This is a genomic window from Dolomitihabitans soli (genome assembly GCF_022213955.1).
Classification (GTDB): Bacteria; Actinomycetota; Actinomycetes; order Streptosporangiales; family Streptosporangiaceae; genus Streptosporangium_A; species Streptosporangium_A soli.
In genome coordinates this window covers 137,941-162,703 of the sequence record NZ_JAKNTW010000019.1, presented here as the reverse complement: position 1 = coordinate 162,703, position 24,763 = coordinate 137,941, and the positions used below count along the sequence as shown (strand labels likewise).

Annotated in this window: 18 protein-coding genes; 11 read left to right on the top strand and 7 right to left on the bottom strand. The window is 70.0% G+C overall.

Annotated features, from left to right (window positions below):
* The first annotated feature begins 52 nt into the window (after positions 1-52).
* The 3 genes from MBA17_RS30950 to MBA17_RS30940 are packed head-to-tail and all read left to right on the top strand — an operon-like array spanning position 53 to position 2,329.
* Positions 53-1,597, top strand: coding sequence for a hypothetical protein (locus MBA17_RS30950; RefSeq protein WP_238500279.1), 1,545 nt, complete (start codon positions 53-55; stop codon positions 1,595-1,597).
* A 49-nt stretch (positions 1,598-1,646) separates the two neighbouring features.
* On the top strand, positions 1,647-1,904 hold the full coding sequence (locus MBA17_RS30945) for a substrate-binding domain-containing protein (RefSeq protein ID WP_238500278.1): 258 nt from the start codon (positions 1,647-1,649) through the stop codon (positions 1,902-1,904).
* On the top strand, positions 1,901-2,329 hold the full coding sequence (locus MBA17_RS30940) for an iron chelate uptake ABC transporter family permease subunit (protein WP_455432891.1): 429 nt from the start codon (positions 1,901-1,903) through the stop codon (positions 2,327-2,329). Before MBA17_RS30945 ends, MBA17_RS30940 begins: the two co-directional genes overlap by 4 nt.
* 114 nt (positions 2,330-2,443) lie before the next feature.
* Here MBA17_RS30940 and MBA17_RS30935 read toward each other — a convergent pair whose 3' ends face one another.
* The gene (locus tag MBA17_RS30935; RefSeq protein ID WP_238500277.1) at positions 2,444-3,688 is read right to left on the bottom strand and encodes a serine hydrolase domain-containing protein; all 1,245 of its coding nucleotides are present in this window, start codon (positions 3,686-3,688) and stop codon (positions 2,444-2,446) included.
* A gap of 198 nt (positions 3,689-3,886) precedes the next feature.
* On the opposite strand from MBA17_RS30935, the gene MBA17_RS30930 reads away from it, so the two are divergent.
* From MBA17_RS30930 to MBA17_RS30905, 6 genes are all read left to right on the top strand, one after another.
* The gene (locus MBA17_RS30930) at positions 3,887-4,546 is read left to right on the top strand and encodes a GbsR/MarR family transcriptional regulator (RefSeq protein ID WP_238500276.1); all 660 of its coding nucleotides are present in this window, start codon (positions 3,887-3,889) and stop codon (positions 4,544-4,546) included.
* Positions 4,547-4,908: 362 nt separating this feature from the next.
* Positions 4,909-6,327, top strand: coding sequence for a cytochrome P450 (locus MBA17_RS30925; protein ID WP_238500275.1), 1,419 nt, complete (start codon positions 4,909-4,911; stop codon positions 6,325-6,327).
* Positions 6,324-7,421, top strand: a complete 1,098-nt coding sequence (locus MBA17_RS30920; RefSeq protein WP_238500274.1) for a terpene synthase family protein — start codon at positions 6,324-6,326, stop codon at positions 7,419-7,421. Before MBA17_RS30925 ends, MBA17_RS30920 begins: the two co-directional genes overlap by 4 nt.
* A gap of 100 nt (positions 7,422-7,521) precedes the next feature.
* Positions 7,522-8,574 (top strand): polyprenyl synthetase family protein, encoded by a 1,053-nt coding sequence (locus MBA17_RS30915; RefSeq protein WP_238500273.1) that lies wholly within the window; start codon positions 7,522-7,524, stop codon positions 8,572-8,574.
* Positions 8,575-8,708: 134 nt separating this feature from the next.
* Complete coding sequence (locus tag MBA17_RS30910; RefSeq protein ID WP_238500272.1) at positions 8,709-9,146, top strand: nuclear transport factor 2 family protein; 438 nt, start codon at positions 8,709-8,711, stop codon at positions 9,144-9,146.
* A gap of 583 nt (positions 9,147-9,729) precedes the next feature.
* Positions 9,730-10,644: an alpha/beta fold hydrolase gene (locus MBA17_RS30905; protein ID WP_238500271.1), complete on the top strand. Its 915-nt coding sequence runs from the start codon at positions 9,730-9,732 to the stop codon at positions 10,642-10,644.
* A 180-nt stretch (positions 10,645-10,824) separates the two neighbouring features.
* Here the strand turns inward: MBA17_RS30905 and MBA17_RS30900 are convergent, their stop codons facing one another.
* The 6 genes from MBA17_RS30900 to abc-f form a co-directional block, all read right to left on the bottom strand.
* The gene (locus MBA17_RS30900; protein WP_238500270.1) at positions 10,825-11,988 is read right to left on the bottom strand and encodes an epoxide hydrolase family protein; all 1,164 of its coding nucleotides are present in this window, start codon (positions 11,986-11,988) and stop codon (positions 10,825-10,827) included.
* Positions 11,985-12,416 carry a hypothetical protein gene (locus tag MBA17_RS30895; RefSeq protein WP_238500269.1) on the bottom strand — a complete coding sequence of 144 codons (432 nt, stop codon included), beginning with the start codon at positions 12,414-12,416 and terminating at the stop codon, positions 11,985-11,987. The genes MBA17_RS30900 and MBA17_RS30895 overlap by 4 nt, the downstream gene beginning before the upstream one ends.
* Positions 12,417-12,578: 162 nt before the next feature.
* A complete protein-coding gene (locus tag MBA17_RS30890) occupies positions 12,579-13,049 on the bottom strand; it encodes an AAA family ATPase (protein ID WP_238500268.1) in 471 nt (156 codons plus the stop codon).
* A gap of 126 nt (positions 13,050-13,175) precedes the next feature.
* A complete protein-coding gene (locus MBA17_RS30885; RefSeq protein ID WP_238500267.1) occupies positions 13,176-17,147 on the bottom strand; it encodes a S8 family serine peptidase in 3,972 nt (1,323 codons plus the stop codon).
* A 245-nt stretch (positions 17,148-17,392) separates the two neighbouring features.
* Positions 17,393-20,212: a helix-turn-helix transcriptional regulator gene (locus MBA17_RS30880; protein ID WP_238500266.1), complete on the bottom strand. Its 2,820-nt coding sequence runs from the start codon at positions 20,210-20,212 to the stop codon at positions 17,393-17,395.
* A gap of 368 nt (positions 20,213-20,580) precedes the next feature.
* The gene (gene abc-f, locus MBA17_RS30875; RefSeq protein ID WP_238500265.1) at positions 20,581-22,218 is read right to left on the bottom strand and encodes a ribosomal protection-like ABC-F family protein; all 1,638 of its coding nucleotides are present in this window, start codon (positions 22,216-22,218) and stop codon (positions 20,581-20,583) included.
* A gap of 230 nt (positions 22,219-22,448) precedes the next feature.
* On the opposite strand from abc-f, the gene MBA17_RS30870 reads away from it, so the two are divergent.
* Both MBA17_RS30870 and MBA17_RS30865 read left to right on the top strand, forming a co-directional pair.
* Positions 22,449-22,628, top strand: coding sequence for a hypothetical protein (locus MBA17_RS30870; RefSeq protein WP_238500264.1), 180 nt, complete (start codon positions 22,449-22,451; stop codon positions 22,626-22,628).
* Positions 22,625-24,718 (top strand): alpha-glucuronidase, encoded by a 2,094-nt coding sequence (locus tag MBA17_RS30865; protein ID WP_238500263.1) that lies wholly within the window; start codon positions 22,625-22,627, stop codon positions 24,716-24,718. The genes MBA17_RS30870 and MBA17_RS30865 overlap by 4 nt, the downstream gene beginning before the upstream one ends.
* The last annotated feature ends 45 nt before the right edge of the window (positions 24,719-24,763 follow it).

The window sequence follows — 24,763 nt, the reverse complement described above, 5'->3', positions numbered from 1 at the left end:
TTTGTCCCGACGCAGCCTGCTGAGATTTGGGGGCAGCGCAGCAGTCGCAGGAGTGGCCGCGTCCCTGGCCAACGATGTGCTGACGCCCGACGCCGCGCACGCGGCCACGTGGCATTCCCAGCTCGTCTACCCGGGTAGCGACGGCCGGCTCGTCTACAAGGCGGATTCGCGGGGCAAAGTGATCCCGGATTTCAGCTGGGCCGGCTACCGCAACGGCGAGGCGGCAATCCCCTCTGTTCCCGTCGTCAAGGAGATCGGCCCGGTCAGCGGTGACAACACCCCGCACATCCAGGCCGCGCTCGACGAGGTCGGCGCGATGCCGCTCAACTCCAAGGGCTTCCGTGGGGCACTGCTACTCAAGGCCGGTCATTACAACGTCGGCGGCGTGATCAAGATGAAGCGCGACGGGGTCGTGCTGCGGGGAGCCGGCAGGTGGGCCGACCCGTCGACCAACACGGTCATCACCGGCACCGCCGGTGCGAACGCGAGCACGGTTCTCTGGGTCGGCGGTACCTCTGGAGAATGGGACACGCGGGTGCCCGGCACCACAACCGGCGTCACCTCCAGCCTGGTTGAGACGGGTCAGCGCCGGCTCACCCTGGCCTCAACGACCAACCTCAAGGTGGGCAACAACATCATCATCTGCCATCCGCACACCCAGGAGTGGACCGACGCGGTCAACGACGGGGGCGTCAAGAACGATGCCCCGTGGAGTCCTGGCACGTTGCCCATCATGTACAACAGGTGCATCAAGGAGATCGTCGGCAACGACATCATCATCGATGCGCCCGTCTTCAACGATCTGCGGCGGTCCCTGTCCCAATCTTACGTCTACGTCTGGGACCAGGCAGGGCTGGTCCGCAACGTCGGCGTCGAGAACCTCCGCATCGACATGGGAAACCCGTCGACCTACAGCGAGGATCATCCGCAAAGCTGCATCATCGTCAGCCGGGCCGAGGACGCCTGGGTCAAGGAATGCAAGCTAGTGCAGTTCTCCATATCCGGCGTCTATGTGCAGCGCAGCACCCGGGTAACGGTCCAATCGGTAGAAGCCGGCTACCCATGCTCGCGGATCATTGGGGGAAAGCGCACCAATTTCTGCGCCGATTACCGGGCCCAGCAGGTCCTCTTCCGCGACCTCGTATCCACCTACGCACGGCACGCCTTCGGCGCCTCGGGAGCAAGCACCTGCTCGGGAAACGTATGGCTCAACGGGACCAACGAGAACGGCTACGCCGAGTCCGGCGGCCACCAAAAGTGGAGCCAGGGCCTGCTGTACGACAACATCAAGGAACTGTCGAGCCAGAGCGACAAGGCCTGGGTCCTGGGCCTATTCAACCGCGGCGACCAGGGTGAGTCGCACGGCTGGTCCTCGGTGAATAGTGTGGCGTGGAACTGCACGGTCGGCAACGGCAAGGAGGTGTGCGTGCAGACCCCGCCGACCGCCCAGAACTATGCCATCGGCACTACGGGTGCCGTCACCGGGAAGAACTGGTACACCAACCACCAGGCCGGCTACGTGGAGGGGACCAACAAGTCCGGCCTGGCGCCGAGGTCCCTTTACCTGGCACAGCTCGCCGATCGGCTCAGTGACTAAGCGCGTGTTTGAGAAGATCATTCAGTTCGGCGTGGCGGCGTGACGATGGGTGCCGACGGCGTCAGGGTGGCCGGATGCCCCTGATCGTTACCCCTCGGATCTGACCGACGCGCAGTGGGAGCTGATCGAGAAGCTCCGCAAGGACCCGCTGCTGTCGAAGATCCCCGCCGTCGAGCGCGACTCGGTGTACCTGCTGCCCGACACCAAGCCGCTGGGCACCGCCGCGAACCCGACCCCCCTGTCGATCTCGTGGGTGCTGGAGGACTACGTCAAGGCGCTCGCCGAGGCCGCGGACAAGGTCAAGTGACGTCGGTCGGCACCGACCGCCCGCCGGACGCCGCCCTCGTGCGGCGTCCGGCGAGCGTCCGGGTCCTGTGGCTGCTCATCGCGGTCATGGTGCCGGCCGCGCTCATGGTGGCGTCCGTCGCCCTGGGCTCGCGCGACGTCGCCTGGTCCGACGTCTGGGCCGCCCTCGGCGCCGCGGACGGCTCCCTCGAACAGGCGGCGGTCACCAAGCGGATACCGCGCACCCTGCTCGCGATGGTCATCGGCGCCGCGCTCGCGCTGGCCGGCGGCGTCATGCAGGGCGTGACCCGCAACCCGCTGGCCGACCCGGGGATCCTGGGCGTCAAGGTCGGGGAAGGCGTGTCAACACCGCGCCAACCACGCGCTAATGGCCGGATCGACAATCATCGCAACCGTCACATCGGCATACGAGGAGGCAAGACGTGAGAGTGCTCATCGACAAGGTGCTGGAGCTGGTGGTTCCGGAAGAGCAGGCGTCGGCGATCTGCGGGGATCAATACAAGTGCGTCGGCTCCCGCAATGCCTGGCTGGCTCGCCCCGTCAGCCCGCGGCCCGCCCGCCGCAGAACACCTGCTTGAGGAGCTTCTCCAGCGCCTTCGGGAACACCTGCGCTTGATCGATTGCGGCGTCCCCCATGGTGATCGAGGCGGTCATGGTCTTCTTGCCGTCGGGCGTGCTGTACATCAGCGCCCCGTAGCCATTGTTGCTGCCGTTGTGGTTGAGGACGGTGCCGACACAGCCCGGGCCCAGGTCCTGCACGTACAGCCCGAGGCCGTAGCTGCCGAAGAGGCCGGCGCTCTTGGGGTGCGGCTTGCGCATCTCGGCCAGCAGCCGGGCCGGGATGAGCTTGCCGCCCTGCAGTGCGGAGAAGAACGTGTGGAGATCCTCGGTGGTCGAGATCATCTCACCGGCGGCGGAGATCCAGGAGGGGTTCTGGCGGGTGACGTCGATCGTCTTCCACTGGCCGGCGTCCTCATACCGGTAGTAGGCGTGGGCGTGCGGCCTGGGCATCTCCGGCGAGGCGGTCGGCACCTTGGTGTGCCACATCTTGAGCGGCCCCAGGATCCGCCGCTTCATCTCCGTGGCATAGGAGTGGCCGGTGACCTTCTCGATCAGCAGCTTGGTCAGCACGTAGTTGGTGTTGGCGTATCTCCAGTTCGTCCCCGGCTCGAACGTCGCCGGCTTGGACAACGCCAGCCGTACCAGCTCCTCGTCCTGGTAGGTGTGGAACCGCTTGTCCACCCACTCCTTGCCCTGCCAGGGAATCCCCGGCACGTACGTCCCGTCGGGGTAGAAATCGCCGGTGTACTCGAACAACCCGCTGGTGTGCTGCAGCAGCATCCGCACCGTGATCCGCTGGTCAAGCTCGTAATCGGGCAGGTAGTCGGCCACCGGGCGGTCCAACCCGACCTTGCCGTCAGCCACCAGTTGCAGCATCAGGGTCGCGGTGAAGTTCTTGGTGGTGCTGCCGATCCGGAAGTGGCCGTTCGTCGGCGGCTTGGCGCTCTGGCCCAGCTTGCGCACCCCGGCGCTGCCGACCCACTCGCCCCGCTCATCGTTCACGCGCATCTGCATCCCGGCGTAACCGGAATCGACGAACTCCTGGATGGCCTTCTGCAACTCCGGGCGATCCTGCCCGGCGGCGGCCCTGCTGTCCGCGGTGGCCGCCGCGGGGGTGGCCGCCCCGGCCAGCAGGACGGCCGCCAGCGCCGTGACCGCCACTCTCCGGGACACCCGTGGCGTCCGGGCCCTGTTGTTCTCGACGGGGTGCAGGGATTCACTCATGGTCGTTCCTCTTTTCGCGACAGTACGTGTTTGGCGTGACTCGAAAGCTACGTTGCATTCGGAATTCAGTCAATCGATAGAAATATGTTTCCCCAGGTATCAGGGGGTAAATCGTTGCAATGACGCTGGACTCGAATGCAATCTTGAGTTGCAATGAATGGTGGCGAAGGCAATACTGGCGGCATGCCAGGAGGACGATTGACCCAGCAGGACCGCGAGCGCATCGCGGCCGGACTCGCCGACGGGCTCTCCTACGCCGAGATCGCCAGGCGGCTCGACCGGCCGACCTCGACGATCACCCGGGAGATCGGACGCAACGGCGGCCCCAGCGACTACCGGCCCCAGCAGGCGCACCAAGCGACGGCCCAGCGGGCGCGGCGCGGCACACCGGCTCCACCCCGTGCGACCGGATCGCCGGGCGACACGATGGAAGAGGAGCTCATCGAGGTAGCGGTCAGAACGGGGCTGCCGAGGATGCATGCGCGCGTGCACCTCGACCTGCTGCTGTCCGAGGACGGCAGGCGCACCGCGGCCGAGCTGAGCCACAGACTGAAGATCAGCCCGGCCTCCGTCTCCGTCGCCGTGAACTACCTGGTCCAACAGGGGTTCATCCGGCGCGAGCGCGATCCGCAGCGGCGTCGCGACATCTACGTGATCGACGACGACGCCTGGTACCACTCGATCGTGACCGGCAGGCGGCAGACAATCGAGACAGTGCAGGTCACGATGGCGGCGGCCGAGACGTACGGGCTCGACAGCCCCGTGGGGCAACGGCTGGCCAAGGCGGGGGCGTTCCTGGAGCGGGTCAGCCTGGACATGATCGAGTCCGCCGACCGCTGGCGCGCCCTCCTGACGTGATGGGACTAAAGCCACTGCCCCCTTTCTCCGGTACGCGGTCTGCCGCCGGCAACCACATCCTGACTCGGCCCGCTTTCCGGCAGATTCACCAGGCCCGAGCCTGACCGGCCACCCTCGCTGACAAGGCGATCTCCTATGTCGAGAGCTACGAATGCAGTCTCCGCGCGGATGCTTTATGTCGAGCCTGCAGTCGGGCGGCCCCATCAGGGGGGATCGCAATCTAGAAGATGCGTCGAAGAATGCGCTACTGCAATTCTCGTGTGCACAGCAGGCCCTCGCAAGAATTCTCCAGAGGCACTCCTGCCCGCTCCGCGTCAGATACGACGTCCGCCTCCCACCACGGTAGAGAGCTGGTCGTGAAAATGAGCAAGAGCGCTATGCAGAACGCCCGGACCCCGCTCGAATCCCAGGGCAGGGCGAATAGTCGGCGACCGCTGAGACGAGTGCCCAACACCAGCCTGAAAGACCAGGTCGGCGGGGTCTACTACATGCGGCGTGATCAAGTCGGATTCCTGCAGAGAATGATCGAGACGCATGGAGACATCGTCCGCATACGCCTGCTGGGCATTAAAATGATCATGATTAACAATCCCGACTACTTCGAACGCGTCCTCGTGCGGAACCATGAGAACTACGACAAGACGACGTTCCTGTTCCGCGCCGTGGAGCCGATTCTCCGTGGCGGGCTCATCGGAAATGTGGGCGGCGAGCCCTGGCGGCGGCAACGACGTATCATGCAGCCTTCCTTTCACCAGCCCAAGGTCGCGGGATTCGCCGAGAACATGACCGACGAGACAGGGCAGATGCTCCGGCGGTGGGACGACCGGTATCAGCCGGGCGACGTCGTCAACATCAGCACCGAACTCGGCCAGCTCGCGATGAGAATCGTCTTCCGGTCGCTGTTCGGCGCGCACGTCGGCTCGCGGGGAGACTCGATCGAGGAGATGTTCCTCGAGGCGAACCACATCGTGGGAAACTTCTTCCGCTTCCCGTTCCCCCCGCTGAGCTGGCCGATCCCGCCCTACCGCCGGCTGAATGCGATCATCCGCACGATGGACGGTTACGTCTCGGACGTCATCGACAAGCGGATCGGCAGCGACGAGGTCCACCACGACCTGCTCACCGCCCTGATGAACGCCGTGGACGAAGAGACCGGAACGGGCATGACCCCGCTCCAGCTCCACCGCGAGGTCCTGAACATCATCATCGGCGGGTACGAGACCACCAGCAACTCGGTCGCCTGGCTCGTCTACCTCATCGGCCAGCACCCCGAGGTGCAGGCGCGGCTGCATGCCGAGGTCGACGACGTCCTCGGCGGGCGCGTCCCCGCGTTCGACGACCTGCCGAAGCTCAAGTACACCAGGATGATCATCGACGAGACGCTGCGGCTGTACACGCCGGCGTGGCAGACCATGCGGCGCTCGATCGAAGAGGACGAGATGGGCGGGTACCACATCCCCGCGAAGGCCGACCTGTACCTCAACATGTACACGCTGCACCGCCATCCGGACTACTGGCCCGACGCGACCAGGTTCGACCCCGAGCGCTTCTCCCCCGAGCAGATCGCCCAACGGCCCAGACACGCCTACATCCCGTTCGCCAGCGGCCCGCGCAACTGCATCGGCAAGCACTTCGCGCTGACGGAGCTGACGCTCATCCTCGCGATGATCGCGCAGGCCTACCGGGTGGAGATCCCGGAGGAGAGCCAGGACGTCGAGATCGAGCCCTTGATCACGATGCACCCCAAGGGCGGCATCCACGCGCGGATGGAACGCCGGTGACCGCGCCGCCGATCCGGCTGGATCCGATCGCCCGTCTCACCTCGGCCAGGGGCGGCGCGCTGGTGGACCGCCATCTCGACGAGATCCTGCCGCGGGCCTTCGACGACCTCGCGCCGCTGGTCAACGAGCACGTGGCGGCGGCGCGCGAGCACCTGGACGCGTGGGTCCTGCAGCATGGGCTGGTCCGCAGGGAGAGCGCGCGGCAGCGGTTCGCGCACGCCGACTTCGGCTGGTTCGCCGCGGTCACCTACCCGACGGCGGACGAGACCGGCCTGTGCCTGATCGCCGACTGGTTCGCCTGGCTGTTCCTGCTCGACGACCAGTTCGACGACGGCGCCGTCGGGCGCGAGCCGGCCCGCGTCCAGGAGCTCATGGGCGAGATGGCGGCGGTCCTCCTCCACGACGGCGGCCCGCCCGCCGTCGTCCGTCCCGGCAGCCCGGCAATCGTGGAGTCGCTGGCCGACCTGTGGAGCAGGACGGTGCCGCACTCCACACCGGAGTGGCGTGACCGCTTCGTCGGCCACGTCGCCGAGGGCGGAATGGCGGCGTTCTGGGAGGCGGGCAACCGGGTCGCCGGCGAGGTCCCGGACGAGGCGACCTACATCGCCAAACGCCGGCACACCGGGGCGATCTACGTCTGCATGGACCTCATCGAGATCGTCGAGCGTTCCGTCGTCCCCGCGCCGGTATACGGCGACGAGACCTATCAGGACGCCCTGCGGTCGGCGTGCGACGTCGTCTGCTGGACCAACGACGTGTACTCGCTGGAGAAGGAACTGTCCCTGGGCGAGTACCACAACCTGGTCGCCGTGGTGGAGCACGCCCGCGGCCTTGACCGCGACGGATCGGTCTCCCACGTCGTCACCGCGATCTCCGAGGAGATCCGCGCCTACCAGGAGCGGGAGGGCCGGACCTTCGCCGAGTTCCCCGCCCACGCCGACGTCCTGGCGGCGAACTTCGCGGGGATGCGTTCGTGGATGCGCGGCAACCTCGACTGGTCGGCCCGCACCAAGCGATACCGCCGGGCGGACACGACGTCGGCCCATCGGCCCACGGACTACCTGGACGCCGGAGTCGTGCAGGCGCTGAGGTGACGACGGCACCCGCGCGCCTCACCAGGCGGGCGGGCCGGCCGGTACGCAGCAGGAGCAAGCCCGGTAAGCCATCGAGTCCAGGAAGAACTTGACGAGCGCCATGAGCACACGAACACCGCTCTTTCGGCCGGAGGCCCCGGCACCCGCCATCCCCCAGGGGATCGTCCACGCCCGGCGGCTCGCGCTGCCGACCCTCGCCCACTGGATCGACGGTCTCGAACCCACCCTGCGCGACATCTGCGCCTACCAGATAGGACTCCGCGACGAACACGGCGCGCCGACCGGCTCGGCGCACGGCAAACTCATCCGGCCCGCCTTCGGATTCCTGTGCGCCCGGGCCGTGGGTGGCAGCCTGACCGACGCCGTCGCGGGGACCGTCGCCGTCGAGCTGATCCACAACGCGTCGCTCATCCACGACGACGTCATGGACGGCGACACCGAGCGACGACACCAGGCCACCGTGTGGGCGCGGTACGGCGTCCCGATGGCGGTCCTGGCCGGCGACGCCCTGTTCGGCCTGGCCTTCGAGGTGCTCTCGACCCCCGAGCGCCCCGAGTCCATGGCGGCGAGTCACCACCTGGCCCGCACACTGCGCCACCTGACGGCCGGTCAGTGCGACGACCTGCGTTTCGAGCGCCTCGGCGTACGGCCGATCACCGCGTGCCTGCGGATGATCGAGGGCAAGACGGGGGCGCTCCTCGGCTGCGCGTGCCGGCTCGGGACACTGTCCGCGGCGGTCCCCACTGCCTGGAGCGACGGTTTCGAACGGTTCGGCGTTCACCTGGGGGTGGCGTTCCAGCTGGTCGACGACCTGCTCGGCCTCTGGGGCGATCCCCTGGTGACCGGTAAGCCGGTGGGCTCGGACCTGCAGGCGCGGAAGAAGAGCGCCCCCGTCGTGGCGGCGCTGACCGCGGGATGCGCCGCGTCCCGGCGGCTGGCCGACCTGTACGAGACCTCCGGCCCGCTCGAAATGGACGAACTGCACCTCGCCGCGTCGCTGGTCGAAGAGGCGGGCGGCCGCTCCTGGGCGCGGACGGAGGCACAGCGGCGCATCGACACCGCCTGGGAATGCGTCGCCGGCGTCGACATCGCCGATGAGGCGCGCCACGACCTGGAAGAGCTCACCACCCTCCTGCTCGACCGGGAGTGGTGAGCCGCTCAAGCTGTCCCCGGCCGCACCGAGCAACTCGCCGCCCGCTCCGTGACCGGCCGCAACGCCCTCCCCGCCGACTACGCCGGAGCCGCCGACCACCCGCCCCGGCACCCCGACAAGTGAAAGGCAGTCTCATGACCGACCAGCCTCCCGCCACTCCGGCCACCACCCTCCGCAAGTGGTTCGCGTACTTCAACGACCACGACAGCGAGCGCTGGGCGCGGTGTTACACCGAGGACGCGGTCTTCGAGGACATCGCGCTCGGGAAGACCTTCAAGGGACGCACGGAGCTGGCGGATTTCATGCGGGTCTGGGTGGACGCCTGCCCGGACACCCGCGTCGACATGGGCGAGGCGCTCATCTCGGGCAACCGGGCGGCCGTGCCATGGCGCGGCGGCGGGACCCTGACGGGCACCTTCTCGCACCTGCCGGAGACCGCGGTCCGGGGCAGTTTCATCGACAACCGAGCGCTGAGCCTGATGGAGTTCGACGAGAACGGGCTGATCGTCCGGCAGACCGACTACTACGACGTCCTCGCGGTGCTGCGGCAGATCGGCGTGGTCCCGGACTAGCGACGGGCACGGCGAACCGAAACCGTCGCACTGGGTGACTCCGCCGAGTTCGATCTCGTCGGCCCAGCCGGTCGCGGGTGGCGACGCTCGTCAGCGGCCACCAGACGGTCAAGACGTAGATGTCGCGGATTCCGACCAACTTTCTCCACCTTCCTGCGGAAGGCGCCGGGGATGAACCCAAACCGGCGGTGCTCGGCACCATGCAGGCGGGCGGCGACCTGGTCAAGCTCGGACTCCGCGACCGGTGCAGGCGGTCGTCTTCGCCTTTCGTACGGGCCTGGTGACCGTCCGGGACCGATCCCCGCGACGTCTGCCCCCCGAGCGAGGTACCCACCTCAGGGTGATGATCTCCGATGTCCTTCTCCGTGGCTTCATCGTCAGCCGGTTTGCCGAAGTGGCAACTCGGTTCGTGGTGGACTCGTCGTCTGTCGCATGATCGAGGGAAGAGGCGCAGGTCGCCGGCCGGGTCGATGGTGGCCGCACCTTGCGCGGAGGAGTCGAGGACTTTGGAGAATTGATGTCGTCATCTGTTCGGGAGCCTTCCCATCGCCTGGTCTCTTCTCCCGCCGGCCGAGTCCATCTGGTGGAGCAGGGTTCGGGGCCGTTGGTGCTGCTGGTGCACGGGTTTCCCGAGTCCTGGTACTCCTGGCGCCACCAGCTGCCGGTGCTGGCCGCGGCAGGCTTCCGGGCCGTGGCCATCGACGTGCGCGGGTACGGCCGCTCCTCCAAGCCCGAGGCTGCGTCCGCGTACCGGATGCTGGAGTTGATCGAGGACAACGTCGCCGTGGTGCACGCCCTGGGCGAGCGGACAGCGGTGATCGTGGGTCACGACTGGGGTGCGACCGTCGCCGCCAACTCCGCCCTCGTCCGACCCGAGGTCTTCAGCGCGGTCGGGCTGCTGAGCGTGCCGTACGCCCCGCGCGGCGGCCCGCGGCCCAGCGAGGTCTTCGCGCGGATGGGCGGAGCGCAGGAGTTGTACGTGTCCTACTTCCAGGAGCCTGGCCGGGCTGAATCCGAGATCGAGCCGGACGTCCGCGGCTGGCTGGCCGGCCTCTACGCCGCCCTGTCCGGCGACACCATGCCGCCCGCCGACGCCCCGGACCCGCACTTCGTCTCCCCCGGCGGGACGATGCGCGAGCGCTTCCCCGCCGGCCGGCTACCCGCCTGGCTCACCGAGCACGACCTGGATGTCTACGCCGCCGAATTCGAGCGGACCGGGATGACGGGGGCGCTCAACCGCTACCGCAACATGGACCGGGACTGGGCGGACCTCGCCGACTTCGACGGCTCCCCCATCACCCAGCCGTCGGTGTTCATCGGCGGCGCGCTGGACGCCTCCACCACCTGGCTGGCCGACGCCATCAAGGCGTTTCCCGCCACCCTGCCAGGCCTGGCCTCCGCCCACCTTCTCGACGACTGCGGCCATTGGGTGCAACAGGAGCGCCCCGAGCAGGTCAACGACATCCTGACCGGCTGGCTCGCCTCCTTGCCCGGCTGAATACCCCCGGAAGCGCTCGGCAGCCCATCGGCGGAAGCCTGCGTGCTGCTTTCGACCCGGAAACAAGAGAGGTGCGGGCCTCAGTGGACCTCGCACCTGCCTGCGTTCCGCATTGGGAAACCGATGGTGTCCGAGGTCCGAACGCAACGGCTGAGCGGCCGGCCGGCCCTGGGCTCGATCTCACCGGAAACGCCGGAAGAACGCGCGGACGTCGTCGATGAACAGGTCGGGTTCCTCCATCGCGGCGAAGTGCCCGCCTCGGTCGAACTCCGTCCAGTGGACGATGTTGTGGTCCCGTTCGGCGAGTCGCCGTACGGGACGGGCCAGGTCGGCGGCGAAGACCGCCACGCCGGTGGGCGTCGTCGGCGGCTCGGGGCGGGGCGGGCGGGTGGGGTGAGCGGCTTCCCAGTAGTGGCGAGCGGACGACCCCGCGGTCGCGGTGAGCCAGTACAGCATCACGTTGGTCAGCAGCCGATCGCGGGCGACCGCCTCTTCCGGCACGTCAGAGCAGTCCGTCCACTCTTTGAACTTCTCGGCGATCCAGGCGAGCTGCCCGACGGGGGAGTCGGTGAGCGCATAGGCCAGGGTCTGCGGCCGGGTGCCCTGGATCTTCGCGTAGCCCGACATCTCGGGTTCGGCGCTCATCAGCCGGTCGAGCCGTTCCCTGTCGCCGTCGTCGAGTTCGGCGGCTTCGGCCGGATCGGCGGGGGGTGGCGTCAGCAGCGTGTTGAGGTGGATCCCGACGACGCGGCCGATGTCGACGGCGGCCAGTTCCAGGGTGATCGCGTGTCCCCAGTCGCCGCCCTGCGCGCCGTAGCGGTGGTAGCCCAGGCGCCTCATCAGCTCGGCCCACGCGCGGGCCACGCGGTGCACATCCCAGCCGCCTTCGCGGGTGGGGCCGGACAGCCCGTATCCCGGAATGGAGGGAAGCACCAGGTGGAAGGCGTCGGCTGGATCCCCACCGTGGGATTCGGGATCGGTCAGCGGTCCGATCACGTCGAGGAACTCGACGATGGATCCGGGCCAGCCGTGGGTGATCAGCAGGGGCAGCGCGCCGGTCGCCGGGGAGCGGACGTGCAGGAAGTGCACTCCGGCGTTGTCGATGGTGGTGGTGAACTGCGGGAAGCGGTTGAGATGCGCCTCCTGTTCCCGCCAGTCGTAGCCGGTGCGCCAGTATTCGGCCAGCTCTTTGAGGTAGGCCACCGGCACCCCTTGGGCCCAGCCGGCCCCGGCCGGATCGTCGGGCCACCTGGTCGCGGCCAGGCGGGCGGTCAGGTCGTCCAGGTCCCGCTGCGGGATGCGCAGCACGAAGGGCCGGATCGCCTCCTCGCCGTGCCCGCTCATTCGGCGGCCTCGTCGTCGGGTGCGCCGGCGAGCGTGCGTGCGGCCGCCACCTCATCGCCGTCCCAGCCCCAATGACCGTCGCTGGGCTGCCTGCCCTGTTCGTCGATCCATCGGTGATGCGCCTCCCAGGCGGCCTGCTTGGTCGTCCCCAGTGCGGCGCCGATCTGTGACCACGAGGCACCGGCCCGGCGAGCCGATCGCACGCCGAGCTGACGCCCGTAGCCCGCCTTCCGTGCGATCACCTCCCCCAGCGCGAGCAATTCCAGCGTCTCCGCCCTGGTCAGGGGCTTCGCCTCGGGGTCGATCGGCAGGTCCTCGGAGTCGTCTTCGGGCGACGGCGCCAGGGCGTCACGGGTGCGCAGCACGTCATGACGCGCGGCTGCGGTCAGCAGCGTGAACTGACGCTCAAGATCTTCAGGCGTGGACATGCCCCCAGCATTTCGTCAAGCCAGCCTGACGTCAAGCCAGCTTGACGCCGATCGGGCACGGGATGACGACGCGAATCAGGGGTCGCTGGGGAGAACCGCCTGCGACGGGTGAGGGCAGCGGACGGCCGGCGCTACGTCCGCTCGGACCTCGGCAGCGCCGAACTACGGCGAGAGCTCGTCGAGTTGCCGCACGACCTCGTCCAGCGGAGCCGATGCGTCGATCTCGATCGTGGCGGAATTCCGCAGCAACGACTCGACTTCGTGGAGATCACGAAGGATCTTCTCGCGCTCTTCCGGAGACTTGCCGAAGGTGTTGTTGGTCCGGTTGGCGACCCGGTCGAGCAACACCTCGGCAGGCGCGCTCAGCAGTGCCACATGGTCGAACCACTGATAGAAGCCTGCCTGATTCCACGCGCAGCCGGCGACGAACAGTTTGCCTCGCCGGTGGCCGGTGAGCAGCGCGGTCATCGCGTCCTCGCGCCACACCCAGTCGCGAGTGCCGTCTGGAAGCCGGGCCCAATGGCTCCACTGGTCACCGTCGGCATCCACCGTCTTGTGCCCGCGCTCCCGCAGCGACTCCAAGGCGGTCGACTTCCCGGTTCCCGACATACCCGTGACCAGCACCCTCAGCACCCCCCAAAAATAACATCGCGGGTCCGGCGCAGGAATCGCCAATCTCGGGCGGGTCTCGGAGCAGATCGACGGGGACACGGCACCGGGCACCCTCGTTCGCACGAGGGTGCCCGGGTCATCGACGGATCAGCGCAGGTTGAAGGCGCGAGTGGTCGTCTGCTTGAGCGTGTTGCCCGCCTTGTCCCAGGCCTCCACCCTGAGGGTCACGGCGTCCTTGCCGACGGGGTAACGGGTCTTGGCGGTGTACGTGCCGTCCCTGTTCTCCTTGACGGACACAGGTTGGTACGTGGCGCCGTCGTCGGTGCTGGCCCACAGTTTCAGACCCGCGATCTCGGGCATCCGGGTGGGCGACGGCGAGTGGTAGGGAGAGACGGTGAAGGTGTGGGTACGGCCCGCCCGCACCGTGTTGGCGGCGTCGAGGGTGTCACCCAGGTCGTAGCTGACGAACACGACGGGTGCGGGCTTGCAGCGTTCCGCCGTGCCGTACAACCGCTCGAGGGAGCAGTCGGCGCCGGGAAGTCCTTCGGTCTTCACGGGGGTGGTGAAGGTCCACTCGGCGTCGTGCGTCGCGTTCTTGGCGGTCAGGCGGTACTTTCCGGCTCCTTCCGGGAGCGTGAAGTGCGGGAAGATGTCAGCGCCGAGCACGGTGTCGCGGGGGATCTCCTTGTCCTGCCGGTACAGGCGGACGTCGAAGCCCGGTTCGAAGGGACCGCTCCAGTAGTCGCCGTTGTACTGGCGGCCGCCCTCGGTCCCGTTGCTGAGCTCGAACTCCGCCCACAGGGCGTCGCCCCGGACGCAGATCATGCAGCGGAAGCTCCAGCCCAGGTTGGCGCCGGGCTTGGCCAGCTTGTACAACTGGTCCGAGCCGGTCGCGGCGCCCGGCGTGAACGGGGTGGTCGGCCACGACTGCCGGAGGCGGACCGGCTTGTCGAACACCTCCAGCGCCCACTGCGGACGCATCTCGTTCATCCCCAGCGGGTTGGCCATCTCCCACATGCCGTGCGAGCTGACGACCTCGCGGTCGAGGGGCCCGACCCAGTCACGCCGTTGCTGCGCGGTCAGCCGGGGGGTGCCCCACAGCGAGGGCTGCGACGACAGCGGCAGGACGTCGTCCACCTTCCAGGCGTACCGCCAGTCGCTGTACCGCTCGGGCGCGACGGTGTGCATGTCCATGTCGATCCGGGCCAGGTCCCGCTCGGTGAAGGTGTAGTGCAGGGAACGCGGGACGCGCTCCTCCTCGTACGGCGCGAAGGTGTAGGTGTAGGGCGATTCCTCGGTGCCCGTCACCTGGACGGTGACCGTCTTGCCCCCGGCGATCCGCTCGCGCAGCTGGTACGCCTCCCGTCCGGGCAACGAGACGTTGGGGATGCCGATGGGCTTGGGTTCTCCGGTGAACGGCTTCTGGGCGATGCCGAGCGGAATCGTGCAGCCGGTGCCGGCCATCGGGAAGTGCGCGACCGCGGCCGCGCCGGCGTCGCGGATCGGGCCGATCCGCTCGATCTGGGCGCCGCACGCGGGGCCGAAGATCCCGTCGGCCTTTCGCGCCTCCATCAGGACGAGCTTGCCGCGCAGGTCACGGCCGGCGATGTCCTCGGGCCTGCCCTCACCGACGTCGACGACCTCCAGGTCGCGGGTCCCGGTGAACGGCCGGAAGTCGGGGAAGGTGCCCTCCTGACGGTGCTCGCCGTACGCGTCGAAGGCGTGCATCGGGGCGGCCGGGTGCAGGGTGAGCTTGTCGCGGCCGCTTACGCTCATCGCGACCTCGGGCTGGCCGAGGGTGAAGCGGGAGTGGAAGCGGAAGGCGCCCTTGTCGACCGGCTTGGTGGGATTGGCCCACAGTCGTGCCCAGGATCCGATCGGCGTGTTCGTCCCCAGGGCACCCATGTAGGCGTCGCCGTTGGACACCGTCCGCTGGAAGGCGAAGGTGACGTCGTTGTTGAGCGGTTCCGCCGGTTTCGGGGTGGTGAAGCGGACCTCGGACAACTGCCGGGCGTCGAGGGTGATCTCGGTGTCCCCGGTGACCTCGATCTCGGGCTGGAACAGGAACGCCAGGTTGTACCTGTCGTCGTCGCCGGTCCAGTCGAGCACCTGGGTCACGCTGACGGTGCCCTGCGGCACGCGGGTGATCGTGGTTCCCACCTCGGTGAGGAGGGTGCCGCCGATGATGCCCTTGTCGCCGGACACGTCGATGGTGTCCTGCCCCCAGGGACTGTACGGCTTGCCGTCCCGGCCCAGCGTGTGGATGGTGAGCGTGGCCTTGGGCTGCTGCCGCACGGCGCCGGCGGGCGTGCGCAGCCGGACCCCGTCGGCGGCCGCGGTCACGGCGCCGGTGTAGTTGCCCAGGGCCAGGTCCTTGGGGTCGAGGGTGACCGTGGTGGTCGCGGTGCCGCCGCCCGGCACGGTGAGGGTCGCGTCGGCCAGGCTCAGCGCCGCCTCCACCGGGGTGCCGTCGGATTCGTGCAGGGCCGGGGTGAGCGCCAGGGTGATCGGCTGGGCGCCGAGGTTGGTGTAGGTCAGGCTCCGGCTGACGGGGTCGCTCCCGCCCTCGATCGCGGCGAAGTCGAGCCCGGCGGTCGTGGCGAAGACCTGCTGGGCGTGCGCCCTGGCCAGGTCGACCCGGCCCGCGCCCTGCTTGTACGCGCCGAGCTCGTCGTCCTTGGCGGTCGACATCACCGCCGCCTTGAGCTGTGCCCCGGTCCAGTCCGGATGCTGCTGGGCCATGATCGCCACGGCTCCCGCCACGTGCGGGGTCGCCATCGAGGTGCCCGCGGCGGCGGTGTAGTGGTCGTTGAGCGGGGTGCCCATCGTGGTGCCGGCGGCGCGCGCGGCGGTGATGGCGACTCCGGGCGCGGCGATGTCGGGCTTGAGCCCGCCGTCGACGCGCGGCCCCTGGCTGGAGAACGGGGCCCACTTGTCGTCCTTGTCCACCGCGGCGACGGTCAGCGCGGCGTCCGCCGTACCCGGGGAGGCGACCGTCTCGGTGCCCGAGGCGCCGAGGTTGCCGGCGGCGATGACGAACAGCGCGCCGCTGGAGCCGCTCAGCGCGTTGACCGCCTGGCTCATCGGGTCGGTCCCGTCGGTGGGGCCGCTGCCGAGGCTCATGCTGACCACCTTGGCGCCGCCGGCCACCGCCCACTCCATCCCCTCGATGGCCTGGGAGTCGAGTCCGGAACCCGTGTCGTCGAGCACCTTGCCGACGATCAGCTGGGCGCCGGGGGCGACGCCCTTGTGCGTGCCGTTCGCCGCGGCGCCGGATCCGGCGATGGTGGAGGCCACGTGGGTGCCGTGGCCGTGCCCGTCCCGCACCTCCTGGCCGGGGATGAAGGAGCGGCTGTCGGCGATCTTGCCGGCCAGGTCCGGGTGCGTGGCGTCGATGCCGGTGTCCAGGACGGCGACCTTCACGCCGGTTCCGTCGTGCCCGCCCGCCCACGCCTGCGGCGCGCCGATCATCGGCACGCTCTCGGCCAGGTCGGCCTTGACCTTGCGGTCCAGCCACACCTTGCTGATGTCGCCGCTCAACCGGGCGGCCCCGGTCTTCACGGGTACGGCTCGCACCGCGCTCCAGAACGCGCCCGCGTCCGCCTTGGTGACGTTGACCGCGGAGGCGTTGACGCTCTCCAGCGTCAGCGTGGGCTCACTGGCCGGGATCGCCTTGGCGGCCGAGGCGACGGCCGGGCCCGGCCGCTCCTTCGGGTACTGCACGATGACCGGCAGTTCCTTGGCCTTGTCGTCGGTGTAGCCGTGCTCGGCCAGGTATTTGACGTTGAACAGTTCCCGGTCCAGACGGCCGGCCTGGATGGCCGGCATCGCGTCGCTGGGCGTGACGTACACCGCGTCCGGGGTCGCCATGACCGACAACAGCGCTCGGGTCCCGTCGGCCCGGGGAGCCGGCTCGGGGCGCACGGCGTACTTGCCGGCCCCCGCGTCGGCCAGCCGCACCCGGTCACCGGTGATCAAGGTGACCGTGTGCGCGCCCCGGCCCAGCCCGGACAGCGCGACCGGCCCCGGGGTCCCCGTCTCTCTGACGGGCTCGGGCTCCTGAATGGCGGCGGTCGCACTGGCCGGGAGCAGCGGCCCCAGCATCAGCATTGAGGCCATGAGGAGTAATCCTCTGCGTGCAGACATGCGGAAGTGCCCTTTCGGTTGGGGGGTCAGACCGGCTCGAACCCGTCAGGCGTCTCGTCCGGAAACGCCTCTACCTCTGGCTCGTCGTCGTTGTCGGCCGGCTGGCCGTCCGTGGGGTCGATTTCGGACATGCCGCCAGCCTCACGCGTGCGGCCTCCCGGGACCATGGGGAGGTACCCCCGTTCAGCGGTACGGGTCCCGGCGGAGCACTACGGGGGTCACGTCCGGAGGTGGGTTCCCAGGGCGGCGCGCGAGCGCAGCCCGAGCTTGCGCAGGGCAGCCCCGAGATGCTTCTCCACCGTCCTCGGCGAGACGAAGAGCTGCTCGCCGATCTCCCGGTTGGTCAGCCCGGCCGCGGCCAGCTCGGCTATCTCCCGTTCCCGGGGGGACAACCCGGCGCCGTAGCCGTGCGGGCCACCGGGATAGCGCCCCTTCACCGGCACCCCGTGCCTGCGTGCCAGTTGCGCCGCGCGATCCACGTCCCAGCGGGCGCCGAGCCCGCCGAAGGCGGCGAGGGCCGCGCTCAGCACCTCACCGGCACGCGCGTCCCCCGCCTCGAACAGCCCTCCGGCCGCCCGCTCACGGGCCTGGGCCGCCTCGTACGGCGCGCCCAGCCGGTCATAGGCGGACGCCGCGGCCAGGAAGTGCTCGGCCGCGGACTCCGTCAGGTAACCGCGGGCGTGCGGCAGCGCGGCCTCGGCCATGGGCGCGTCCAGGCCGTCGAGCAGCTCGGCGAGTCGATCGACCAAATCCACGGCTTCGTCCCGCCGCCCCGCCGCCGTCATCGCCTCCGCCAGGGCCGGCGCCGCCCGCACCGCCAGCGGCCACAGGCCCTTGGTCCGCCAGATGGCGAGCGCTGGGACGATCACCTCCAGCGCGGCCGCGGCTTCGCCGTGTGCGGTGGCCAGCCGCAGGAACCCGGTCACCGACAGCGGGAGCAGTTCGTAGGCGCCCAGGGTCACAGCGCGCAGGACGACGTCGCGCAGATCGCGCCGGGCGGTGTCAAGGTCGCTGTGGGCCAGCGCCAGGCAGGCCGCGACCGTCTCAGGGGCGATGCGGTCGTACGGGCGCTCGCCGTACTCGTCGAGCAGCAACGCGGTCTCCTGCTCCAGCCCGTCCCACGCGCCCCGGCAGTAGGCCAGCAGCAGGGCGACCAGACGGCAGCGGGCCAGCGGCTCCCGCGAGCCCTCCGCACCCGCCGCCGCCCGCGACGCGGCGGTCAGGAGCCGGTCGGCCAGCTCGAAGTGCCCCGAGCAGCACGCGTTCTCCGCGATGGAGCGATAGGCGTTGATCTCCTGGCGATGCCGGGGGCGGCCGCCGGTCCGCCGCCTGACGTCCTCGGTCAGCGTGGCCCAGCGCGGATCGCCGATCCCGCTCAGCGAGGTCGCGATCTTGCCGAGCACGAAGACCTCCTCGACCGGGTCGCCGATGGCGGGCACCACCTCCAGTGCCCGGTCCAGCCATACGACATGCTCGGCCAGGGGCACCGCCGCGTCCATCGGCCGGCCTAGGGCGGCCATCACCCATGCCGCGAGCTCCGGCCGGTCGCCCAGATCGTCGACCGCCGCCGCGAACGAGCGCCGCTGCGTGCCGGGGTCGGCGCCGAGCCGCTCGTGCAGCAGGCCGATCAGGAAGTGCAGTTGCCCGCGCAGCGGTCCGGGCCGCTCGGGCTCCAGCGCCTCGGACAACAGGTCGATCACGTCCGGTGGCCGGAGCACCTGGCCGGCGGCCCAGCCGAGCCGTACCGCCAGCCGTACCCGTCGATCCGGCTCCAGCGGAGCGTTGCGCAGCACGTCCTCCAGGATCCGCACGGCCCCGGCGTCGTCACCCAGCTCCGACGCCTGCGCGGCGGCCTGGTCCGCGACCTCCACCCAGTCACGCAGCAGCCCCGCCTGGCGGAGATGGTGGGCTCGCTGCCCCAGCGAGCGCACCGCCCCGGCCGCGTGCGCGTGCAGATCCTCCCGCCGCCCCAGCGGGATCCCCCCGTACACCGCCTGCGCGGCCAGCATGTGGCGGAAGGCCACCGCCCCGTCCTGCTCGGTCAGCAGACCCGACACCAGCAGCTCGTCCACGCCGGCCACGGCCTCGGCCTTCGTCAACCCGCCCACCTGCGCCAGCACCGCGACCCGGACCGGCACCTGCAGCACCGCCGCGGCCGCCGCGACCCCACGCGCCGCCGCCGGCAGCCGCGACACCCGCTCGCGCACGGAGTCGCGAACTCCCGGCGGCACGTCCAGCTCCGCCAGCGCCTTGCGCGCCCACCGCCCGCTGCGCAACCGGATCAACGCGCCGCGCTCGCGCAGCAGCGCCATCAGCTCCTGTACGGCCAGCGGCAACCCCGACGACCGCTCGTACAGATGCGCGGAGAAGTCGGCGGTGACGTCCTCCTCGTCGAGGATCGACGCGGCGAGCAGGCCGGTCTGCTCAGCGTCCAGAGTCGTAAGGACGACGTGATCGTGGAAGACCGCGTCCGCGAGGCGTGCCGTGGTCTCCCGGATCTCGGGCCCCGCCTCCTCCCCCCGGTAGGTGAGCACCACCGACATCTTCTCCGGCAGGGCGCCCAGCAGGTAGGCGAGGAACTCCCTCGTCTGCTCGTCCGCCCAGTGCAGGTCCTCCACCACCAGGACCACCGGACCGAGGGCGCCCAGCGCGTCCGCGAGACCGCGGAACAGCCGGTGCCGTTCGGCCGCCCGGTCGTCCAGTGGCTCCAGCGCGGGCGGCAGCACCCCGGCCAGCTCGGGCAGCAGGCCGCGCAACGCACCGGCGACCGGCGACAGCTCGGCCCGCGCCAGCGGTTCGCCCATCCCGCGCAACGCCTCCACCAGGGGCCCCAGCGGGAACGGCTCCCGGATCCTCCTGGCCCCGCCGCCGAGGAACACCCGGGCGGCCACGTCGGGGTGCGCCGCCATCTCCGCGACGAGTCTGGTCTTCCCGATGCCGGCCTCGCCTTCCAGCACCACCACGGCGGGCGGGCGGCTCACCGCGGCCACCAGACGGCGTAACTCGTCCTCGCGCCCCACCATGACCGGCGAGACCACGCGTCCGAACGATGCGCCGTCCATCATCATCCGCCGCGCCTCCGCTCACCTGACCTGCCACGATCAGGATCATTCAACAGCACGCCCGAGCTGCGCCCCCGGGGCGGTACGGGTGCGGACGGCCACGGCACCGGTGACCGTGGAGTCCCGGACGTGTCCGGGCGGGCGGGGAAAGACGCACCCGATGGCGGCGCCGCCCCTGCGAGAGTGACCAGGAGCGGCGGCGCGGGAGACGCCATCGGCCACCCGCACCGTCGGTGCCGGTCATCGAGCGGCCCGATCCGGTGACGCCCGTGCGGGAGACCCGTCGAGCACCCCTCTCCCGCATGCCGTACGTGCGGGAGCGGAGCAGGGTCGGCCGCGCGGGTTCAGGCGCCGTCGGGGCCTCCGGTTTCCAGCAGGCGGCCCTCGGACAGTGCCAGCCAGCGGTTCACCCCGATCTCCGTGAGGAACCGCTCGTCGTGGCTGACCACCACGAACGCGCCTTCGTACGCGCTGAGCGCGCTCTCCAGCCGGCCGATGCTGACCAGGTCGAGGTTGTTGGTGGGTTCGTCCAGCAGCAGCAGCTGGGGAGCCGGTTCGGCGCACAGGACGCAGGCCAGGGTGGCGCGGAGCCGTTCGCCGCCGGACAGCGCCCCGACCGGCAGGTGCGCGCGGGAGCCGCGGAACAGGAAGCGGGCGAGCAGGTTCATCCGCTGCGCCTCCGGCATCCCGGGCGCGAACGCGGCCAGGTTCTCCGCCACGGTGCGGTCGAGATCCAGCAGGTCCAGCCGTTGGGACAGGTAGGCGATGCGACCGTCGGCTCGCCTGATCCGGCCGCTCACCGGCGCCAGCCCGTTGTCGATCATGCGGAGCAGGGTGGACTTGCCGGAGCCGTTGGGGCCGGTCAGCGCGATCCGCTCGGGTCCCCGGATGGTCAGGTCGACGCCGTCGCCGGCGAACAGGGTCTGACCGGCGTAACCGGCCTGCATCCGTTCGCCGAGGAAGACCGTGCGGCCGGCCGGGACGTTGGTCCCGGGCAGTTCCAGCGCGATCTTCTGCTCGTCGCGCAGCGCCCGGCTCGCCTCGTCGAGCCGGGCCTTCGCGTCGCCGACCCGCGCCGCGTGGGTCTGCCCCGCTCTGCCCGCCGACTCCTGGGCGCCGCGCTTCATGGCGCCGGCGACGATCTTCGGCAGGCCGGCGTTCTTGATGTTGCGGGCCGCGTTGTTCGCCCGGCGTTCGGCCCGTTCGCGGGCCTGCTGCAGTTCCCGCTTCTCCCGCTTGACCTCCTGCTCGGCGTTGCGGACGTTCTTCTCGGCGACCTCCCGCTCGGCGCGTACGGCCTCCTCGTAGGCGGTGTAGTTCCCGCCGTAGGACCGGAACTCGCCGGTGTCGAGTTCGGCGATGCGGTCCATCCGGTCGAGCAACGCCCGATCATGGCTGACCAGCAGCAGGCAGCCGTTCCAGGCTTCCAGCACGCCGTACAGCTGGTGGCGCGCGGCCAGGTCGAGGTTGTTGGTCGGCTCGTCGAGCAGCAGGACGTCGGGGCGCTTCAGCAGTTGCGCCGCCAGTCCGAGAGAGACGACCTGGCCGCCGCTGAGGGTGTTCAGGCGCCTGGTGAGGGAGACGTCGCCGAGGTCGAGCCGGTCCAGCTGGGCACGGGTGCGCTCCTCGATGTCCCAGTCGTTGCCGATCGTGGTGAAGTGCTCCTCGCTCGCGTCCCCTGACTCGATGGCGTCCAGCGCGCCGATCACCGCGGAGATCCCCAGGACCTCGGCCACGGTCAGGTCGCCGGCGAGCGGCAGAGTCTGCGGGAGATAGCCGAGCACGCCCTTGGCGGACACGCTCCCGCCACCGGGCCGGTACTCGCCGGCGATCAGCTTGAGCAGGGTGCTCTTCCCGGCGCCGTTCGGCGCGACGAGGCCCGTACGGCCGGCGCCCACGACGAAGGACAGATCCCGGAAGACCGGCGTGCCGTCAGGCCAGGAGAAGGACAGGGTGGAACAGATGATGAAAGCGTCGGACATGCGAGAGACCTCGTACGTGAGGCGGGCGCGCCGCAGCCGCCCAGCGAGAGACAGGGGATTCGTGAAACGACGACACGGCCACCGCGGCTGCGCTCCCGCGCGCCGTCCGGGGCCGATCACTTCCGGTCTCACCCGGAAATGTCGTCGTCACCTGCCATGTCTGGTCTCCCTGAATCCGGATCACATGCGCCTTCCACCTTAGCAGCCGAACGTCAGTTCCCCTGGAGAACGTGACCGACGGCCACGGGCGTACGAGCCAGTCCGCCGGCCGGTGCGCCAGGGCGGTCACCAGGGTGGTCACCAGGTGGGAAGGCGGGCTGGCCGTCGCCGGCGCGTTCCCCTTCGATAGATTCACGTTCGGACGAGCCGTCGTGACGGCTCGGCACGCCTGCCCGGAGGAGCGTTCGTGACCATTCCTGAGCTGATCGACGTCCATGCGGCGTGGCTGCCGCCGGAGGCGTTTCGAGCGATCGGTTCACGTCGCGTCCTCGTGCACGCCGACGGGCCCCTCGCCGAGACCGTGCGTGACGAGGTCGTGCACGCGTGCGGTCTGTACGGCGGCAGCGTGCCGCATCCGGTGTCGGACCAGGTCGGTGACCAGCAGGTCGATCTTGTGCTCGCGCTTTCCTCGATGGCGGCCCTGCCGGCCGTCGCGGAGGAGGTCCGGGGCGAGGCCCTGCGGGAGTTCGGACCGGACGCCTGCGGTGCCGAGGGTTTCGTGCTCGCCTGTCGCGACGGCGTCACGGTGGTGCTCGCCGACGAACCGGCCGGGCTGCTCTACGGCCTGTTCCAGGTGGTCCGGCTCGGCGAGTCGGCGTTCGGGTCCGCCCGGCCGGTGGAACGGCACCGGCCCGCGACACGACGGCGCATGATCGACCACTGGGACAACATCGACGTGCATCCGGTGATGGGTCAGGTCGAGCGTGGCTACGCGGGCGGATCGATCTTCTGGCAGAACGGCGCCCTGCGCGGTGACCTGACCCGGGTGCGGGCCTACGGGCGGCTGCTGGCCGCGTGCGGGGTGAACGCGGTCGCGGTGAACAACGTGAACGTGCACGCCGCGGAGGCCCGGCTGCTGACGGATCGGCTCGGTGACGTCGTCGCGATCGCGGACGCGCTGCGCCCGTACGGGATTCGGGTGCATCTGTCGGTCAACTTCGCCTCGCCCATCGCCCTCGGCGGGTTGCCGACCGCCGATCCCCTCGACGAGAGCGTGCGGGAATGGTGGGCGCGAACCACCGAGCGGGTCTACGCGACGATCCCTGACTTCGGCGGCTATCTGGTGAAGGCCGACTCGGAAGGGCAGCCCGGTCCGTTCGCGTACGGCCGCAGCCACGCGGACGGCGCGAACATGCTCGCCGACGCGGCGGCGCCGTTCGGCGGGGTCGTGCACTGGCGCGCCTTCGTCTACAACCATCGGCAGGACTGGCGCGACCGGTCGACCGATCGGGCCCGCGCGGCCTTCGACCACTTCGCCCCGCTCGACGGGCGGTTCCGCGACAACGCGATCCTGCAGGTGAAGCACGGCCCGATGGACTTCCAGGTGCGGGAACCGCTGTCGCCGGTGATCGCGGCCCTGCCGGCGACCCGCCTGGCGGTGGAGTTCCAGGTGACGCAGGAGTACACCGGCCAGCAGCGACACGTGTGCTACCTGGCCCCGATGTGGAGTGAGACGCTCGGGTTCCGCCCCTGGGGGGACGGCGGGCGGACCGTGGCAGACGTGGTCGCCGACGGCCCTGCGGCGGGTGGCGCCGGTGACCTGGTCGCGGTCTCCAACGTGGGCGACGATCCCTTCTGGACCGGGCACCCGCTGGCACAGGCCAACCTGTACGCGTTCGGCCGGCTCGCCTGGGCGCCGCGGACCGACCCGGTCGCCATCCTCGACGAATGGATCGACCTCACCTTCGTGCCGTCGGCGACCGGCGACCCCGAGCGGCTGCGGCGCACGCTGCACGAAATGATGGACGAGTCCTGGACGACCTACGAGCGGTACACCGCGCCGCTGGGCGTCGGATTCATGGTCCGTCCCGGGCATCACTACGGCCCCGACGTGGACGGGTACGAGTACACCCCGTGGGGCACCTACCACTTCGCCGACCGGGACGGCGTCGGCGTCGACCGGACCCGCGCCTCCGGAACCGGCTTCACCGGCCAGTACCCGCCGCCGTGGTCGGACGTGTACGAGTCGCTCACCGAGTGTCCCGACGAGCTGCTGCTGTTCTTCCACCATGTTCCGTACGGGCACGTGCTGCATGACGGATCGACGGTCGTCCAGCACATCTACGACACCCACTTCGAGGGGGCCGAGCGGGTGGCCGAGACCCGGCTGCGGTGGGAGAAGCTGGCGGGCGACGGTTTGGTGGCCCCGGAGCTGCACGCCCGAGTGAAGGAGCGGCTCGACGAACAGCTCCGCAGCGCCGAGGAATGGCGTGACCAGGTCAACGCCTACTTCTTCCGCAAGTCAGGGGTTCCCGACGCCCACGGCCGACGCATCCACTGACGATCCGGCGCGCGCCGCTCCGATCCGGCGCGTGCCGCTCCGATC